We start from the raw sequence: 19,135 nt of genomic DNA on the forward strand, positions 1-19,135 counted from the left end.
AGGCCAAAGTCATGAAAAAATTAATGGGTGTGATGGCAGTTGCAACTCTCTCCACCTTTATGCTGGCAGGTTGTGAAAGTATGTCTGCCAATGAGCAGCGTATCGGTGCCGCCGCCTTAGGTGGTGCAGTCGGTGGTGGTGTAGGTAATAGTGTCGGGGGTGGTCTTGGTTCTGCAGTCGGTGGTGGTGCAGGCGCAGCCGTGGGAAGTAAGTCCCAAGGTGGCTCAAACCGTAATGCGACCTATAGTGGTGTCGGCGGTGCTGTAGGCTCAGCTGTAGGTAAAAGCATATTCGGTGGGAATGCTGGTGCTGCGATTGGTGGTGCAATCGGTGGTGGCGCAGGTGCTGCGATCGAACAGGATAACCGCCGTCGTTAAGTCTGCACTGACTTTAAATCGATTCAGATCTAAAAGCGCCCATGTGGCGCTTTTACCTTATCCAGTTTTTTGAATTTTTCCTTTGCTTTGTTTGCGCCGGATATAAACCGTTTTTTGTACTTCGGCAATTCGAACGCCAGCCTCATCATAGATATTGAGCTGGTAATGGCGATATACCGGTGCATAGTCAGCAGCCAGGTCAATAATAGTACTGACTTCTTCAGCAGAGATGCGCACATCAGCAAAGACGGTGCCGCGACCCGGTGCTAAAAACTGGATACTCGCGCCCTTATCCCAGACGATATATTTCGGCCCTAAATGATGCATCAGTAAGAGCATATAAAATGGATCGACCATTGAATATAAGCTGCCACCAAAATGGACGCCGACAATATTCTGGTTTTTACGGGTCAGTGGCATTTTGACCCGAATGTGATAATGATTAAAATCAATTTTATCAATTTCGATGCCTGCACCACGATAGGGGGCATAGCGGTTCAGAATAAATTTTGAAACCAAAGGCAGTTTTTGAATTTTCTGGAATAGGCTCATGCTGACATTCTTTTTTCTTGTGTAGTTATGCATACTAGAGCAACAAAAATGCGCTGGCATTGATAAATTATTCCGATTTATAAACTATGCGGTCAATAACAACAACAGGATCAAAACATGGAAATGCAATGGGTCGATACCACGGATCAGCAGCGTCTTTGCGTTAAAACTTACGGACAGCCCACACGGCCGGCATTGGTACTGGTTCATGGCTACCCCGATCATCAAGCGGTTTGGGAGCCAGTCATTGCTTATTTGAGTCAGGATTATTTTGTTGTGAGCTACGATGTGCGCGGCGCAGGTGAGTCCAGTATTCCTCAAAAAATCTCGGATTACCGCTTGGCACGCTTAAGTCAGGATCTGGAAGAGGTAGTGAGCAAGGTATTGCCGAATCGTGGTTTTCATCTGGCAGCGCATGACTGGGGTTCAATTCAGTCTTGGGAATCTGTCACAGATTTAAGATTCAAAGGCCGAATTCTGTCTTATAGCACGCTGTCTGGCCCTTGTCTGGATCATGCTGCTTTCTGGATGCGCGAGCAGTTCAATCAAGACAAAGCAAAATTTTTAAAGCAAATGAGCAAGTCCTGGTATATCGCGGTATTTCAGTTGCCTTTACTAGCCCCCTTGGCCTGGAATTTTTTTAATCCGCAGCGCTGGGCCAAGATTGTCCGGCAATTAGAAAGACGGGACGATCTGCCGCTGAACCCGAAGATCGTCAAAGATGGCAAGTATGGGGTAAACCTGTATCGGGCCAATTTTTTACCGCGTTTGGCCCGACCACGGCAGCGCTTTGCCATCTGTCCGGTACAAGCGATTGTGCTGAAATATGACCAGTTTGTCGGGCCTGATCTGGTCGATGAGATGGCAAAATGGGTCGATAATTTCTCTAAAGTGGAACTGGACGCCAATCACTGGGCAATTCTGAGCCAGCCAGAACAAGTGGCTCAATTAATTGATCACTTTATTCAGCGTCAATCTGCTGAAGTCGTTTAATCAGCCTCAGCACTGAACATGACTGCTGAAAGGAAAAGTGGCGGAATTTTTATCCGAATTTTCTGATAAAATAGCCGCTTTCTCTCTATTCCGATTCATTATGTTCGCAATTCTTGCTGCTATTGGAGTCATGTTCGGACTCTCATTGGCACGTGTACCTGTGGTTTTTGCCCTGGTCATTGGTGCTGTTACGGGTGGTTTACTGGCAGGTCTTGGCCTTCAGGGAACCTTGGACGCGTTTAACAATGGCTTGGGCGGCGGTGCCAAAATTGCCTTGGCTTACGGTGTTTTAGGTGCATTTGCTTTGGCGTTGGCACGTTCAGGTTTGCCGGATTTGTTGGCGTATAAAATGATCAACACCTTAAAAGGTGAGGCTGATTTTAAAGCACAAAACCGGGTGAAATATCTGATCTTTTTTACAGTAGCCATTGCTGCGGTATTTTCCCAGAACGTGATTCCGGTACATATCGCCTTTATTCCAGTCCTGATTCCACCATTATTGACTGTATTTAACCATTTAAAGCTCGACCGTCGTTTGATTGCCTGTTTGCTGACCTTTGGTCTGGTAGGCACCTATATGCTGATTCCGGTCGGTTTTGGTGCAATCTTCCTGAATGACATTCTGGGTCATAACATCAATACTTTTGGTAAGCCATATGGATTTGAAATTAGCTATGACCAGATTCCATCTGCGATGGCAATTCCAGTATTCGGTATGTTTGTGGGCTTATTGGTGGCGATCTTTATTAGCTATCGCAAACCACGTCAATATCAAGATATTCATGTCCAGGAACAGCAAAGTATTTCCGCTGAATTGGGTGTGGCTGAGCAGGTTAAACCGCAGATTGCCAAATTTACCATCTGGATGGCCGGCCTTGCAGTTATTGCCACATTGGCGGTACAGCTTTATTCAGACTCGATGATTCTGGCCGGTCTGGTCGGTGTCGCAATCCTGAGTTGTGCCGGGATCTTTAAATGGAAAGAAGCGGATGATGTGATCATTACCGGTATGCGCATGATGGCGCTAGTTGGCTTTATCATGATTGCGGCACAAGGCTTTGCCGCGGTGATTGAAGCGACTAATCAGGTACCAACCTTGGTTGAAGCATCAGTAAACTGGATTGGTAATAGTCAGGCACTGGCCGCATTTCTGATGCTGTTGATTGGTTTGCTGATCACATTGGGCATTGGTTCGTCTTTCTCGACTATTCCCATTCTGGCGATTATTTATGTTCCGCTGTGTATCCAGTTTGGTTTCAGCCCGGCTGCGACCATTGCCATTATCGGGACTGCGGCGGCTTTAGGCGATGCCGGCTCTCCAGCGTCAGATTCAACTCTAGGCCCAACATCCGGTCTGAATATGGATGGTCAGCATGACCATATGAAGGATAGTGTGGTTCCAACCTTCATTCATTTTAATATCCCGCTGATGATTTTTGGCTGGATCGCGGCGATGGTGCTGTAATTTAATTATACGGACTTGAGTGAATATTAAATTCACTCAAGGGGTATTTTAAATGGCTTTATAATATATATTTAAAATACATGTTTTAATGGTTTTAAATATAAAAATGAGTTTATTTCTTTAAATAACCTTATTTAAATCTGATTAGATTGGTTGGTATTAAAACCAACCAATCTAGTCAATTTAAAATAAATATTTATTAATTACATAGACTTAAATAATAATAAAAATTTAGTTTTATAATCTCTATTGCATATTAATTTAACCCGTGTTTATTATTAATTAAGAGATATTTTGTTAATAATTATTCTTCCTGTGGGGTATTTTAAAATGTTAAAGCAAGTTGCTCTAATTGCATTAATGGGTCTTTCAGCATCGGCGATGGCAGGTCAATGGCAAGTGAAAGTGGGGGCTTCTGTATTAGCGCCTACTCAGGAAACTGACCTGATTCCTGGTGTAGTTGAAGATGCTAAAGCAAGTAGCGAACTCAATTTTACTCCTTCTGTTGAATATTTCTTTAATGACAATATCTCAGCCGAATTATTATTGGCTACCCCATTTAAGCATGATGTTGAGATGGCGGGTGATGTGAAAATTGCATCATTAAAACATCTACCACCAACGATCACAGCCAAATATAATTTTAAAAATTCAAGCCGCTTTACTCCATATATCGGCGTAGGTGCTACAGTATTCATTCCATGGGATGAAGAATTTAGCCAAACTGCAAAAGATGCATTAGGTGTAGCAAAGCTTGATGCAGATGTTGCTTATGGTGTAGCTGGCCAAGTCGGTTTTAACTTCCAGCCAGCGGATGCAAAAAACTGGGGTGTATTTGTTGATGCACGTTATGCAGACTTAGATACAGATCTGGAAGCAAGAACTGCTGATGGGACAAAAATTAATTTAGGTGAATTTGGAATCGATCCTTGGGTTTATACGGTCGGTTATAGCTACAAATTCTAAGTTCCAATCGTTTTGGATTCACCTTTTCCAATAGCCTCATCTTGTATGAGGCTTTTTTTTCAAAATAACAACGATTTATAACCTATTGAAATTGAGCAGATCGGCACTGTTCAAATATATTAAAGCGAATAAAGTAAATATTAATTGAATACGACTTAATAATTGAATAATAAGGAAGATCAGCATGAGATTTTTAATGAAGAGTATTGTGATCTTCTGCGGCCTGTTGGCTGCACCTGCCTATGCAGCAAGTTTTGATTGTCAGAAAGCTGAAACCGTGACCGAAAAAGCCATTTGTGAACATCGTCTGCTTAATGATGCCGATGTCAAAATGAGTACCAGCTATCATATCTTACGGCGTATGGTTCCCATGGGCACGCGTTCAGTGATACAGCGCGATCAGGTCAAATGGTTGCAGTTTCGCGACCAGTGTCTGGAATCGGTCTCTTGCCTGAACCAAGTCTATAATATGCGTCAACAGCAACTGGACTTGCAGTTTCAGCGCATTTATAAGCTTGGGCCTTATTAAGTCTGACAGTCGGTCTGGCAAAGATTAAAACCCTGCCAGATCAAGTGCTCAAAAATATCTTGTGAAAAAATATACCACTGACTATTGAAAATTGAGGAACTCACTCCATTCATATAGGCAACAGTATTGACCTGTATTTAAAATAAAAGGAGTGATTAATGAGCGAGTCTAACGCACAAAAACATAGTTTCCAGGCTGAAGTGGCTCAGTTACTACATCTCGTGACCCATTCGCTTTATTCAAACCCTGAAATTTTTCTGCGCGAACTGATTTCGAATGCCTCGGATGCTTGTGACAAATTGCGTTTTGAAGGGATCAATCATCCCGAATTTTATGAAAATGATCCGGATTTACGTGTTCGTGTCAGCCTTGATGCAGAGAATAAGACCATTACCATTTCAGATAACGGAATTGGTCTAAGCGAACAGGAAGCTATTGATAATTTAGGCACCATTGCCAAATCGGGCACCAAAGACTTTATGTCTAAACTGACCGGTGACCAGAAGGCCGATGCCCAGCTGATTGGCCAGTTTGGGGTCGGTTTCTATTCCGGTTTTATTGTGGCAGACAAGATCACGGTAGAATCACGTCGTGCCGGTGCAGATGCATCTGAAGGCGTACGCTGGATCAGTGGTGGTACTGGTGAATTTGAAGTTGAACAAATTCAAAAAGCAGGTCGTGGTACCGATATTATTCTGCATCTGCGTGACGATGCGCTGGACTATTTGCAAAGCCATAAAGTCAAACAGATCATCAATAAATACTCAGACCACATCAGCCTGCCAATCCAGATGCAAAAAGAAGTCTGGCAGGAAGAAGAAGCAGCTGAAGGGGAAACACCGAAAGGTGGCCAGTATGTCAAGACTGATGAGTGGGAAGCGATTAACTCGGCCAGCGCACTCTGGACACGGAGCAAGTCTGAAATTACTGAAGAACAATATGTCGAGTTCTACAAAAACTTAAGCCATGATTTCACGGCGCCATTGGCCTGGGCGCATAACCGGGTGGAAGGCAGTACTGAATATACCCAGTTATTGTATATTCCAAGCAAAGCCCCACATGACATTTTCACCCGTGAATCAAAAGCCGGTATCAAGCTGTATGTGAAACGCGTCTTTATTATGGATGATGCGGATAACCTGATTCCGAATTACCTGCGTTTTGTACAAGGCGTGGTAGACAGTGCGGATTTACCACTGAACGTCAGCCGTGAGTTGCTGCAAGAAAGCCGCGATGTAAAAACCATTCGTGACGGGAATGCCCGCCGTATCCTGACGATTCTGGATCATCTGGCCAAATCTGAAGATGAAAAAGATCAGGAAAAATTCAAGACTTTCCATCAGGAATTTGCTTCAGTGTTGAAAGAGGGCCTAGGCGAAGATTTTGCCAACCGTGAACGTATTTTGAAACTGCTGCGTTATGCAACCTCGAACAATGATGAAGTCAGCACGTCATTGGCAGACTATAAAGCAGGCATGAAAGATGGCCAGAAAGCCATCTATTATGTGACTGCAGACAGCCTGAATGCTGCAAAGAATTCACCGCAGCTGGAACTGTTCAAGAAGAAAGGCATTGAAGTTCTGCTCATGACCGAACGCGTAGATGAATGGGCGATGAACTTCGTGAATGAGTTCGATGGCACACCGTTGCAAAACGTGTCTAAGGGTGCAGTTGATTTGGGCGATCTTCAGGATGCTGAAGAGAAAAAAGCACTTGAAGAAGCCGCAGCCCAGTTTAAACCGGTGGTCGAGAAGCTGACTGATTCACTCAAAGACAAGACCAAAGAAGTGCGCGTGACTACGCGTCTGGTCGATTCACCGGCCTGTCTGGTGACTGGAGAAGGGGAACTATCTCCACAATTAATCCGTATGCTAAAAGATGCAGGTCAGCCTGTACCGGATATGAAGCCGATTCTGGAAATCAACCCGGAACATCCTTTGGTGAAAAAACTGGATGGCTCAGCGCAGTTTGATGATCTGGCCAATGTGATCTTTGATCAAGCGGTGATTGCAGAAGGCGGATTACCAGAAAATCCTGCTGAGTATGTGAAGCGTATCAATAGCTTATTGCTTGCTTAACGCATGATGCTTTAAGCTAAAAAATCCCTCTACGGAGTAATGCCAGTCAGTTAAGGAATTGACTGGCATTTTCTTTTTCAAATTCATGATTATATCTGATAGATAGAAAAGTCATTCGCAACTGTTTGAGGCATGAGGTGTATTGCACCGCAAGATTTAAAAATGATTGTTTCTGCGACAAATTTACTAATCGATGGTGGCTGACGAGTTTTGCGGTGAGGAGTGTTGCTCCGCAAGATGCCTTCCTTGCGAAGCTTCGCTTCTCATTTGGGCGAAACCAAAGTAAAAAATTATTTTTAAGTATTTGATTTATAAATTTAAGACTCCGTCGTGAACGACTAAAAAGTTAAAGAGTCTATTTCTAAACTCCTTAACTAATCAGCATTACCTCTACGGAGGAATTTTTTATATCTGCACCGCGCTTGAGTTTAAAACAATGCCTCTAAACGCACCAAAGCACCAACATAGTGATCACGATCTTCGCGATGATCATTCAGATAGTTGAGGTCGGTCTGTACAAAAAACCATTCACGTAAAAAAGGCTGTCTCCAGGACACATACGGTCCCCAGCGATTAAGACGCAGATCCTTGTCATTTAGATAACCGCCAGTATAAATACCATAGCTAAAACGGTTGTCCTGAAAAAACTGATGTTGCCTAAAGGTATAGTTGTCCCAGGTCAGATCGTCATCTTGATCATCTGCATAGGTCAGACTGAGCTGATTGGAAAAAAATGCCTGATTGGGACGGGCATGGATCAGTTCCAGATTGGTACGCAAATAGTTTTCACTTTGAATCCCGTAGCGATAAATCTGTTCGGCATGAAAAAAGTAGTCATTTTCCAGTGTCCAATCTTTACTGGCTTTGACGCGCAGGTAGATATCATCTCCGGAGCGTAAACCTAGATCCAGATCGGTTTCAAAAGGAATCCGGTCTGACCATTCCGACCAACGTAAGGCGAATGAGCTGTTATCCTGGCGTGCGCGCTTGGTATCGAGACGCTTATCTCCAGATGTTGCCGGATTTTCATTGGTAATCGCGACATTACTGTCTAATTCATTGTCCAGACTGTCATCACCGAAGACCAGACTCAGCTTTTGTTCTAAGGTGGGAAGTTTGATTCTGCCACGGATACGGGGCTTAATCTCATAGCCCTCATATTCATCCCAGCGATTATCCAAAATGACACGCAGTGTGGCGGCAGCCGGCTGATCCGGATCAGTTTCACCGAACCAGTTGTCAATCTTATACGCAGTACGATCTGCCCATTCTCGGATGCCTTTCTGTTTCTGATCGGCCCATGAATGATTTTCCGTTTCTAGCGTTGGCGGGACGATGGCGGTATTCGACTGCTCTGGAAGAATGGTTGGTGTTGCATCAATCAAACGCGGAATTTGATCCAGCAGTCCTGAACGTACCGGCTCAACATTCTCCGAGCTTTTTTCCTGGTCTGAAGAAGCATCTTTTACTGAATTTGCCCAAGACATGCTACTGCTGATTCCCACGCCAAGAGAGAGCAGGAAGATCTGAGTAATTCGATTTATTTGCATGAGATATTTATTACTCTTGTATTCTTTTATTCAGCTGTAGTTTTCTTAAATATAGCGATAAAAAGCAAGTTAAAGCTACAAAATAACAGCAATTATTCAATGATTTGAGTCTGAATTGCCTGATAAAGCTCCATGACCTGAATGGGTTGCGACATCATTAAAATAATCGTGTGAATTTTTTGCCAGTTTAGCTGTTGATCACGTTGCAGCAAGATAGATGGATAGGCCAGTTCATCCTCTGCGAGAGACAGGCGTTTTTCACCATGAATCACGCGTATTCGCTGATGTTCTTGCAATAAGAGTATCGGTGTAGAGAAATCCGCAAGGGCTTCCTCAAATGAGATAAATTTTTGTTTCTGAATCGAATCTGCCGGAATATAAGGATAATAATCGGGTTGTGTCCAGACTATTTCTGCTTGTTGCAAATAGGCTTTTGACAACAGATGCAATTGCGTGAAACCTGTACTTAATTGAGGCCACGACAGCGATTTAATCGCAGCAGCCTGATACTGATGCTGACTCAACCAATGCTCAATACAATAGTGCGCCTGTAATTGACTTGATGCACCCAAAAGCATCAGATATTTAATAAACTGGCCTTGCAGATTCAGCTGCTCCACCAAATAAACTTGGCGTGCCTGCCAGTGATCTTCTGCGGCATAATACAGCACAATATCCAGATAGGCTGGATGCCCGACATCAGGTTCCAATTCTAAAGCACAAAGCCGCTGGAGATTGGTATCTTCCGGAGTCAAAGGCTGAACCTGCGCAATCACGTCTCCCAGTTGAATCTCAGCGGGAAAATCGATCACTTCTGGGACAATAATTTTTTCCTGCACAATCGCAGTTTCAGTGGGTAATGGATGATCTAGATACTCAGACGTGGCCTGTATCTGAATGTGTGGTTCATCTGAATGATTTAAGCTTAATGAGTTGATTTTTGCTTTTTGTCGGCCACGATGATATCGAGTCGTGGCCGCCGCTTTTAAGCTGGCTTCTGCTTCATTCAGGGATAAGGCCGGTACAGTCAATGGAGGAGCCGCTTGCAGACCGGTTGTCAATTGTTGCTGTGACAGCCAGATAGAACATTGTTGTAACTCATTCCATTCACTGTTTAGTGCAGGATGCTTCGGTGCCGGAATTAGCCAGACCTGCCAGCCACGCTCAGGATGATGTAGAATTGCCCAGCCTATATCTGGCTGGGTATACAGTGCCTTTTCCAGAGCTGGAATTTCAGTGAAATAACCACAAAAACTTAGATGATAGGGGGTACTGGCGGAAAATTGATAGGCAGCAAGTTCAGGCTGGGTCTGGGCTTTAAACGCTAAAATCTGATTTTTAAAAATAGGTTCATCACAAAGATTAAAGATATCACGAATTCTTTTTTTGAAACGGGCCACGTCGTACAGAGGTAGAGCCTGATGCTCCAGTTGCTGGATCAATTCATGTAATTCCTTGACTAAGTGTGCTTTTTTTAAAGCGTTCATTTTATATCTCTAGATATGTTTTAGCGCTTTATCCAAAGTTTGGGCCAGCACCATATTCAGCGCCAACTCGATTAATTTGTATTCAGCAGAATGAGGATCTGTATGGCGTTCTGCCATTTCAATCAGAAAATCAATAGAAATGGACTGAGGTGAAATTTTACCCTGCACCAATGCCTGAAGTCTGTTCATAACAATGCTTTTGTATTATCAATATTTTTATATTGCTACAATTATATGCGTAGATCACATGAAATAGTGATTTATTTTAACGGTTTTATATTTATAAACTAGTAAATTTAATGACAAAAAAGCGATCAATATCAATGGAAAATAGCAAAATATGAAATGATCGATAATTTTTAAAATATAGATTTTCTTCAGAGAGCAGCTAAATTAAATCGATATAAAAAAACAGGCTGAATCAATCAGCCTGTTTGCATAAAAACTTGTTGGGTATTAAGCAGTTTTTTCAGTTGCCGGCGTTGCAGTTTCTGTATTTACAGTTTCAGCAGGTGCTTTGCTTGCCGGAAAGTCTGGCAGATAAACCACTTGTGCCATTTGCGCTGATGCTTGAACAGAAAAAGCCATAACAGTTGCTGCGAAAGCAAATTTAAGAGCATTCATGGGACGACCTTTAATATCAGGGTGCTCAATAACTTGAACAGAGGGGAGAGTATTTAAACTTGATTCGGGTGAAATCATAGCAAATAAGGCTGAATAGAAAATGATAGATTCGGCAAAAGCAGCACCTAAAAATTAGAAAAATTATTCTACAAAACAATATATTAGTGTATTTACTCTAGTCTGGGTTTCGGCTGTTTACGGGGCTTTTATGGTTGTTAGTCACAATGGAAATTTGAATATCATGAACTGCCAAAATAAGGTCAACAGATTTTCATCTGCTCAGATGAAAGCTTTGTTCAATCCATGTAAGTTTTTGCTGTCGCTTGTTTACGCGCTGCTGCAATCCTGTGGGAATGAACTAAGATGGATTTTCATTCATGTTTACAATGAGAGTTTCATTATGGCAATTGCAAAAGTGGTGGAAGTTAATTCAAGCAGTACGAAAAGCTTTGAAGATGCGATTCAAACCGGTATTCAAAAAGTCACAGAAACCATCAAAAATGTACAAGGTGCCTGGATCAATGAACAGAAGGTGGTCATCAAAGAAAATAAAATCACGGAATATCGTGTAAATTTAAAAATTAGTTTTCTGGTCGACTAAGTCAATGAGTGTAAATGACAGGCAAAAAACATCCCCATCTGAAATGGGGATGTTTTTATAAATTTTCTGAGTTCGATTGCCTAGGCGTATTGCAACTCTCTGTTGAGTATTATTCAGCCGGATTTTCTGCTGCAGTCTCCAGCGCTTTCTCAAAAACCTGCAAGAACACGTCTTTAGGCTGCGCGCCTGCCAAGGCCACACGTTGATCAAAAACAAAGAAAGGTACACCAGTCACTTTGAGCTGATCCTGTGCCACTTCCTGATCAAATTTGACAAAATCGGAAAATTCATCAGAGTCCAGTAAGTCATCGACCTCGACCGGATTCAGGCCAATACGTGCTGCGACATCTTCTAGTGTTTCACGCTCTCCAATGGCCAAGCCTTGCGTCATATAGCTATAGAAGAAAGCTTCCTGTGCATCAGTACCCAAACCTTTGCTTTGCGCCAGATGAATAATACGATGCGCATTGAAAGTATTGCCTGAGTTGGCACCTTCCCAGTTAAATTCAATGCCTTCAGCTTTGGCCATCTCGGCAATATTACGCTGCATTTCTTCGACTTCAGCTACGCTACGACCATATTTTTGTGCCAGACGCTCAGAATTGGACACTTCCTGGCGCATTGGTGCTTCAGGGTCGAGCTGGTAACTGTGCCAATGCACTTCAAGTTCAATGCCTGCTTCTTGTGCAGCTGCTTCTAAACGTTTTTTACCAATATAGCAGAAGGGGCAAACCACATCTGACCAGATATCTACGCGCATGTCATGTCTCTAATTTACTCTTGTGTTTAAGTATGAGGGTGAAGAATCAGAATTTAAAGTCCTTGAGCATCAGAAGGGGATTTCTACAGCATATTGGCAGCATGAAGATTGGACGAGAATATGAATGATAGCCTGATGATTTTGTCCAGAGAGTCTGCTTATGGCTATTCAAGAAAGATAAAAATCCCATAAAAAAACGCCCCGTAGGGCGTTTTTCGAATGCAGTCAATTATGCAGTTTTTACTGCAGCTTCAACAGCCAGCATGTGACCATTTTCTTCGAAGTTTGAATGCCAAGACAGCGCTTCACGAAGCAGATGAGGCGTATGGCCGCCTTTTGCAGAAGCACGGTCAAAGTAATCATTCAGGGCATCACGATACATTGGGTGTGCACAGTGATCAATCACTGCACGGGCACGCTCACGTGGCGCTAAACCACGAAGATCTGCCAAACCTTGTTCAGTTACCAGAATATCTACATCGTGTTCCGCATGGTCGATATGTGAAGCAAAAGGCACTACAGAAGAGATGTCGCCACCTTTCGCAATAGATTTGGTCACGAAGATCGCCAGGTGCGCATTACGTGCGAAGTCACCTGAACCACCAATACCGTTCATCATTTTGGTACCGCAGACGTGAGTCGAGTTCACGTTACCGTAAATATCAAACTCAAGTGCCGTGTTGATACCGATAATACCTAAACGACGTACCAGTTCAGGATGGTTCGAAATTTCCTGTGGACGTAATACCAGTTTGTCTTTGTATTGTTCCAGGTTGTTAAATACTTTCTCGCCATATTTAGCAGACAGGGTAATCGAAGAACCTGAAGCAAACTTCATTTTGCCTGCATCAATCAATTCAAAGGTACAGTCTTGTAGTACTTCTGAGTACATGATCAAGTCTTCGAAGTTTGAATCTTTCAGACCGGTCAATACTGCGTTGGCAATTGAGCCAATACCCGCCTGTAATGGACCTAAGTTTTTTGGTAGACGCTCTTCAGCCACTTCTTTTTCAAAGAAAGCGATCAAATGGTTGGCGATGCTTTGCGTCTCATCATCTGGTGCAGTTACTGTAGATGGTGAGTCGTGCAAGTCATTGTTGAATACGATACCGACAATTTTTGCTGGATCGATGTTGATCGCATGTGTCCCGATACGCTCATCCACTTGAGTCAAAGGAATCGCTTGACGCGTTGGACGGTATGACGGGATATAGATATCGTGTAAGCCTTCAAATGCCGGGCTTAAGTTGGTATTGATTTCTACAATTACTTTTTCAGCAAAGATTGCAAAGCTTGCAGAGTTACCTACAGATGTGGTTGGAATGATGCCGCCATCTTCAGTGATTGCAACCGCTTCAATGATCGCAACATCTGGTTTTTTCAGCTGTTGGTTACGCATTTGTTCAACAGTTTCAGACAAATGCTGGTCGATGAACATCACTTCGCCGTTGTTGATCGCCTTACGTAAAGTATTGTCGACCTGGAACGGTAAACGACGTGCCAGTACGCCAGCTTCAGTCAGTTGTTTGTCTAGATCGTTTCCTAGTGATGCACCAGTAATTAACGTGATCTTTAATGGATTTGCTTTTGCTTGTTGAACTAAAGCTAAAGGAACCGCCTTCGCTTCACCCGCGCGAGTAAAGCCACTCATACCCACAGTCATGCCATCTTTGATGAATTCAGCCGCTTGTTCTGGACTGATGACTTTGTTGTGTAGGGAGGCTAAACGGATACGATCTAAAGACATTTTAACTCTCATTAATTCTTAAACTATGAGACGGATTGTACCGCTCAAAAAATGTATTGTGCATAGGTGTTAGGCTAAGGTCTAATTTTTTAGCTAAATGTAGGTATAATAAAAAATGATGATTTTTAAGTGATTGAATTAATGAAATATAAAATGAATTGTATAGAAAAACTACAAAATCATTTGCTCACTGACTGATCGTTTCTTAAAAGCGATCAGTCAGTGTTTGGCGGATTTTATCAAGTGTGGTGGCTGGGGGAGGCGTCTCTGGGTTAAGCTGATTCAAGGGGAGTGAGATGATGGCTTCAAGTCCGCCTTCAGGGCGATTATGAATGCGTAATTGACCTTGGTGAATATCGACAATCCGTTTCACAATGGCCAGTCCCAAGCCACTGCCTTGGACGGTTCGTGCTGAATTTCCCCGTACAAAAGGCTGCATCAGCGCTTCAATCTGGTCTTCCGGAATGCCTTCGCCATGATCTGCAACACAAATTAACAGCTGGTTTTCCTCGACATGTGCAGAGATTTCAATCGGTTCTGAACCATAGCGTTTTGAGTTATTGATCAGGTTGCCAATCAGTCTTTTTAGCGACATGCTGCGCGCCTGAATCAACGGTATTTCTTGCGGACTGAAACGGATATCGAGCGGTTTAAACTGCTTGACCAGTTCCTGAAGCAATACATTGACATTGGTGTCCTGTGGTTCTTCATCGGAACCATCGCGCATATAGGAAATGAACTGATCCAGAATCGCGTCCATATCTTCCACATCATAAATCAGACCTTCTTTGAGAAAGTCTTCATCGGGCATCATTTCGGCACTGAGACGAATCCGCGTTAAAGGCGTGCGCAAGTCATGTGAAATACCGGCCAGCATGATGCGGCGTTCCCGCTCGGTCTGGTCCAAGGTATAAATCATCTGGTTAAAGGCATGATTGACCTGACGGATTTCCAGTGGGCCATGATTGGTGTCCAGATAAGGTGCTGAACCAATGCGGCTATAACTGTTGGCGGCATTCTGCAAGCGGCGTAAAGGACGGTTGAGCTGACGCACCAAGGTCAGGATAATAATACCGACAATAATCGGCGTGCCCAGTAACCAGCCCAGAATCAGCTCATTACTATAATTGGCATAGGTTTTTAAAGGCTCTTGCACCCAGTGACCATTCATTTCAGGGGTCTGGATCCAGATGCGCGGGCTTGGTTTAAACTGGAAATAGACCGTGGCCTCTTCAATACGTAGTTCTTTGGCCAGCTTGGTTTCGATCTGCCGGGTAAAAAATTCTGCAATCACTTTTTCCCGGACAGTAGGATACTCTGCCGGATTGGTCACATATTCAATACCAACGCGGTTTTTTAACCAGGTATCAATATCGACTTCCTGCTGTTTATGATACAGGCGCAGATCGGGATTATTGAGAATTTCCAGTTCCATGGCCAGATAGCGCGCATGTTGCTGGATTTCAGGTAAAAATAAGGTACGCCAGAAGAACCACAAAGACATGAACAGGCTGAAACAGACCACAAAGACCACCAGAACTGTGGTACGCATGGCGGCAGAACGCGGTTTGATCTTGTCCAGAAAGCGTTCCCCACGGGTGCGTTTTTTTTCTGAGTAGGTAACAAAATCGGTAAATTTTTGTGGGTCGATGGGGTCGAGTTTCACACTGCGTCCTTTTGCTCAAAAGGGGAGGCTTCCCCCCGTAGTTGGATACACGTTAAGGTCATCCGCAACTGTTTGAGGCAGGACTCAAGATGGTCAATGATGTTTCTGCGAGAGAATTGCTTGAATGACGGAGGTTGTCGAGTTTTGCGGATGACAATGGTTTTGCTTACTTTTGTCGAAACAAAAGTAAGGCGAACCGCAGGTTAAACCCTATAAATGAGCTTAAACTATAAGACTCCGTCATGAATCAAGGTATTAATTTACTCCGCACCATCTGGAACAAACACATAACCCACACCCCAAACGGTCTGAATATAACGCGCACGCGCCGGATTTTCTTCAACCAGACGGCGTAAACGTGACACCTGAACATCAATCGAACGTTCCATGGCACCCCATTCACGACCACGCGCCAGATTCATCAGCTTGTCACGGGTGAGCGGTTCGCGTGGATGCTGAACCAGAGCTTTCAATACCGCAAACTCACCTGTGGTTAAAGTCACGACTTGACCTTCACGGGTCAATGTACGGGTTGATAAATCCAGTGACCAGGGGCCAAATGAGACCACTTCCATTTGCTGGCTCGGTGCACCCGGTACTTCACGCACTTGACGACGCAATACCGCACGAATACGCGCCAGCAATTCATTCGGATTAAACGGTTTAGGCAGGTAATCGTCCGCACCGGCTTCAAGCCCTGCAATACGGTCAGAATCGCTGCCGCGCGCGGTCAGCATAATAATGGGCGTATCGATATTGGATTGGCGTAAACGACGACAGATACTTAAACCGTCTTCAACCGGAAGCATAAAGTCGAGCACGATCAGAGAAAACAGTTCCCGCTGTAAAAGTCGATCCATCTGCGTGGCATCGTGTGCAGTTTTCACCACAAAGCCTTTATCTTCGAGGAAACGTTGCAATAGGGTACGCAGACGAACATCATCATCAACAACCAAGATGCGTTCGACTCGGTCTGTTTCGGTATGTACGGCATCGGCTTTTTCAGCAGGTACAACTAAACTCATGAGATGCTCCTTTATTCTTTATTGTCGTCATAAACAAAAAATGAAATATGCTTTGAGTATACGATTCATTGATATTAATTGACTATGCTCTAAAGCACCAAATATTGCAGTTAAAATCAAGACATAGATACCAAATATATACATCTAAATGGACAAAAAATATGATTTGGAGCGAGATAAAAAGCAAAGTTCATGCAAACTATATTCAGAAAAGCTGAAAACTGTCGCACTTCATAATATAAAGTTGAGACAAATTAATAAAAACAATGGTGGATTTTATAGGCCCGGTCTTTATAATCATGCCATTTAGTACTTATCCTTGTGGGATCAAACACGATGACTGACTTAGTTCAGCAGTTGGCAAAAGAACTTGCCGTACGTCCAAACCAAGTTGAAGCTGCCATCAAGCTTATTGATGAAGGTGCCAGTGTTCCTTTTATTGCACGTTACCGTAAAGAAGTAACGCAAGGCTTAGACGATACGCAATTACGTCAACTCGATACGCGTCTATCATACTTGCGTGATTTGTATGAGCGCCGTGACAAGGTGATTGAATCACTCAAAGAACAAGATAAATTGTCTGATGATTTGTTGGCGCGTGTGAATGCAGCTGAAACCAAAAATGCATTAGAAGAAATTTACGCACCGTACCGTCCAAAACGTACCAGTAAATCATTTAAGGCCAAGGAAGCCGGTTTAGGCCCAATCGCCGAGAAAATTTTTGCTGAAGCGGTAGATCCAAGCGACGCATTGGCCGGTTTTAGCCATGACGATTATCCAGATACTGAAAGCCAGCTTGATGCGATCCAGCACATCCTGATTGATGACTGGGCACAAAATATCGCGCTGACCACTGAACTGAAAGCCACTTTTGCCAAAACTGCAGTGCTGAAAAGTTTGGTTGCTTCTGAAGAAAAGAAAGAAGTCGGTAAAAAATTCCGTGATTATTTCGATTTCTCTGAAAACCTGAACAAAGTGCCTTCACATCGTTTATTGGCGATGCTGCGTGGCCGTCAAGAAAACGTTCTGGGCCTAAAAGTGGATGGCGAAGATGCTGCACCATTGGCACGCATTGAGACTGAATACAATTTAGACACGATTCAGCCGCAAGCACGTCAGGATTTCTTGAAGCAAACCGCAAAACTGTTCTGGCTTGGCAAAGTGCGTCCAAGCATTGAACATTCATTGCTGACTGAAAAACGTCTGGCTGCTGAAACAGAAGCCATGAACGTATTTGCTGAAAATTTGCGTCATTTACTGCTTTCTGCTCCTGCAGGCGCGCGCACTACTCTGGGCGTTGACCCGGGTATCCGTACCGGTGTGAAACTGGCTGTGGTAAATGCATCGGGTGATGTGCTGGCACACAGCACGATTTATCCATTTGCACCCAAAGATGATAAAGCAGGTTCATTGGCTGAACTGGCACGTTTATGCCGCGAGTTCAATGTTGACCTGATTGCAGTGGGTAATGGAACGGCAAGCCGTGAAACTGAAGCTTTAGTGGCTGAAATGATGGCTGCGAATAGCGATCTTAAACTGACGCGTGTATCTGTGTCTGAAGCAGGTGCCTCGGTGTATTCAGCATCAGAACTGGCTTCTCAAGAACTGCCAGAGCTGGATGTGTCGATTCGTGGTGCAGTGTCAATTGCACGCCGTTTACAGGATCCATTGGCTGAACTGGTGAAAATTGATCCGAAATCGATTGGTGTGGGTCAGTATCAACATGATGTGAACCAGACTGGTCTGGCGAAAACCCTTGAAGCAGTGGTAGAGGACTGTGTGAACTCGGTGGGTGTCGATGTCAACACGGCATCTGCGGCGATTTTGGGTTATATCGCAGGTCTGAATAAATCGATTGCACAGCAAATTGTGGAATTCCGTAAGGAAAATGGCCGTTTTGATAATCGCCAGTCCTTGAAGAAAGTGCCACGTTTAGGCGAGCGTACTTTTGAACAAGCCGCGGGCTTCTTGCGTATTCAAGATGGTTCTGAGCCACTCGATGCTTCTGCAGTGCATCCAGAATCTTATGCACTTGTATCTAAAATTGTTGAAGCGAAAGCGACGACAGTGAAAGATATCATTGGCAATACTGAAATCATTCGTCAGGTCAATGCTGAAGAATTTGCAGATGAGAAGTTCGGTCTGCCAACTATCAAAGATGTTTTAAGCGAACTGGAAAAACCGGGTCGTGACCCGCGTCCAGAATTCCGTACCGCGAAGTTCCGTGATGACATTACTGAAGTTGCGCAATTGTCTGAAGGCATGCAGCTAGAAGGCGTAGTAACCAATGTCACTAACTTCGGTGCATTTGTCGATGTCGGTGTGCATCAAGATGGTTTGGTGCATATTTCTGAACTTGCCAATGAATTTGTCGCGGATCCGCATAAAGTGGTGAAACCGGGTCAAATCGTGCAAGTGCGGGTCTTGAATGTGGATGCTGAACGTAATCGTGTGAACTTATCGATGCGTCCTGAAGGTTCTGAAGCGCCGGCAAAAGCACCACGTCAGCCACGTCGTGAGAATGAACAGCGCGGTGAGCGTAAGCCTCAAGGCAAACGTCCACAACAAGCACGTCCGCAAGGTGAGCGTCCTCAGGGCAAGAAACCGCAAGCGGCTAAACCACAAGAGCAAAAAATTGGTGGTTTGGGTGCGTTGCTACTTCAAGCAGGCATTAAAGGTTCAAAGTAATCTTTAATTGCTAAAAGAAAACCTCCC

At 43.9% G+C, this 19,135-nt stretch carries 17 protein-coding genes; 8 read left to right on the top strand and 9 right to left on the bottom strand.

What is annotated here, in order from left to right:
- Positions 1–11 precede the first annotated feature (11 nt).
- Positions 12–377 (top strand): hypothetical protein, encoded by a 366-nt coding sequence (locus tag FTU87_RS04015; RefSeq protein WP_005095281.1) that lies wholly within the window; start codon positions 12–14, stop codon positions 375–377.
- Between the two features lie 57 nt (positions 378–434).
- Here FTU87_RS04015 and FTU87_RS04020 read toward each other — a convergent pair whose 3' ends face one another.
- The gene (locus FTU87_RS04020) at positions 435–929 is read right to left on the bottom strand and encodes a DUF4442 domain-containing protein (protein WP_205668332.1); all 495 of its coding nucleotides are present in this window, start codon (positions 927–929) and stop codon (positions 435–437) included.
- Between the two features lie 117 nt (positions 930–1,046).
- On the opposite strand from FTU87_RS04020, the gene FTU87_RS04025 reads away from it, so the two are divergent.
- From FTU87_RS04025 to htpG, 5 genes are all read left to right on the top strand, one after another.
- Positions 1,047–1,922, top strand: a complete 876-nt coding sequence (locus FTU87_RS04025; protein WP_100355509.1) for an alpha/beta fold hydrolase — start codon at positions 1,047–1,049, stop codon at positions 1,920–1,922.
- Between the two features lie 100 nt (positions 1,923–2,022).
- On the top strand, positions 2,023–3,387 hold the full coding sequence (locus FTU87_RS04030) for a Na+/H+ antiporter family protein (RefSeq protein ID WP_180096698.1): 1,365 nt from the start codon (positions 2,023–2,025) through the stop codon (positions 3,385–3,387).
- Between the two features lie 330 nt (positions 3,388–3,717).
- Positions 3,718–4,353, top strand: coding sequence for an OmpW family protein (locus tag FTU87_RS04035; RefSeq protein ID WP_180096699.1), 636 nt, complete (start codon positions 3,718–3,720; stop codon positions 4,351–4,353).
- 184 nt (positions 4,354–4,537) lie between these two features.
- Positions 4,538–4,882 carry a lysozyme inhibitor LprI family protein gene (locus FTU87_RS04040; RefSeq protein ID WP_180096700.1) on the top strand — a complete coding sequence of 115 codons (345 nt, stop codon included), beginning with the start codon at positions 4,538–4,540 and terminating at the stop codon, positions 4,880–4,882.
- Between the two features lie 158 nt (positions 4,883–5,040).
- On the top strand, positions 5,041–6,960 hold the full coding sequence (htpG, locus tag FTU87_RS04045; protein ID WP_074383935.1) for a molecular chaperone HtpG: 1,920 nt from the start codon (positions 5,041–5,043) through the stop codon (positions 6,958–6,960).
- A 428-nt stretch (positions 6,961–7,388) separates the two neighbouring features.
- Here the strand turns inward: htpG and FTU87_RS04050 are convergent, their stop codons facing one another.
- The 4 genes from FTU87_RS04050 to FTU87_RS04065 all read right to left on the bottom strand — a co-directional run bounded on the left by FTU87_RS04050 (position 7,389) and on the right by FTU87_RS04065 (position 10,621).
- Positions 7,389–8,510, bottom strand: coding sequence for a hypothetical protein (locus FTU87_RS04050; protein WP_180096701.1), 1,122 nt, complete (start codon positions 8,508–8,510; stop codon positions 7,389–7,391).
- Between the two features lie 92 nt (positions 8,511–8,602).
- Positions 8,603–9,997, bottom strand: a complete 1,395-nt coding sequence (locus FTU87_RS04055; RefSeq protein ID WP_159138678.1) for a hypothetical protein — start codon at positions 9,995–9,997, stop codon at positions 8,603–8,605.
- A 9-nt stretch (positions 9,998–10,006) separates the two neighbouring features.
- Positions 10,007–10,186, bottom strand: coding sequence for a hypothetical protein (locus tag FTU87_RS04060; protein ID WP_005095300.1), 180 nt, complete (start codon positions 10,184–10,186; stop codon positions 10,007–10,009).
- 267 nt (positions 10,187–10,453) lie between these two features.
- A complete protein-coding gene (locus FTU87_RS04065; protein WP_171063334.1) occupies positions 10,454–10,621 on the bottom strand; it encodes a hypothetical protein in 168 nt (55 codons plus the stop codon).
- 400 nt (positions 10,622–11,021) lie between these two features.
- Here FTU87_RS04065 and FTU87_RS04070 point away from each other — a divergent pair, with 400 nt between their 5' ends.
- Complete coding sequence (locus FTU87_RS04070; protein WP_005095303.1) at positions 11,022–11,222, top strand: dodecin family protein; 201 nt, start codon at positions 11,022–11,024, stop codon at positions 11,220–11,222.
- Between the two features lie 109 nt (positions 11,223–11,331).
- Here the strand turns inward: FTU87_RS04070 and FTU87_RS04075 are convergent, their stop codons facing one another.
- From FTU87_RS04075 to ompR, 4 genes are all read right to left on the bottom strand, one after another.
- Positions 11,332–11,982 carry a DsbA family oxidoreductase gene (locus FTU87_RS04075; protein WP_180096702.1) on the bottom strand — a complete coding sequence of 217 codons (651 nt, stop codon included), beginning with the start codon at positions 11,980–11,982 and terminating at the stop codon, positions 11,332–11,334.
- A gap of 229 nt (positions 11,983–12,211) precedes the next feature.
- Positions 12,212–13,729, bottom strand: a complete 1,518-nt coding sequence (locus FTU87_RS04080; RefSeq protein WP_005095307.1) for an acetyl-CoA hydrolase/transferase family protein — start codon at positions 13,727–13,729, stop codon at positions 12,212–12,214.
- 205 nt (positions 13,730–13,934) lie between these two features.
- Positions 13,935–15,395 carry an ATP-binding protein gene (locus tag FTU87_RS04085; protein WP_100329320.1) on the bottom strand — a complete coding sequence of 487 codons (1,461 nt, stop codon included), beginning with the start codon at positions 15,393–15,395 and terminating at the stop codon, positions 13,935–13,937.
- A 260-nt stretch (positions 15,396–15,655) separates the two neighbouring features.
- Positions 15,656–16,420: a two-component system response regulator OmpR gene (ompR, locus tag FTU87_RS04090; RefSeq protein WP_004278590.1), complete on the bottom strand. Its 765-nt coding sequence runs from the start codon at positions 16,418–16,420 to the stop codon at positions 15,656–15,658.
- A 336-nt stretch (positions 16,421–16,756) separates the two neighbouring features.
- On the opposite strand from ompR, the gene FTU87_RS04095 reads away from it, so the two are divergent.
- Positions 16,757–19,108, top strand: coding sequence for a Tex family protein (locus FTU87_RS04095; RefSeq protein WP_180096703.1), 2,352 nt, complete (start codon positions 16,757–16,759; stop codon positions 19,106–19,108).
- The last annotated feature ends 27 nt before the right edge of the window (positions 19,109–19,135 follow it).

It is taken from the genome of Acinetobacter sp. YH12156, assembly GCF_013418235.1.
Taxonomy (GTDB): Bacteria; Pseudomonadota; Gammaproteobacteria; order Pseudomonadales; family Moraxellaceae; genus Acinetobacter; species Acinetobacter pseudolwoffii.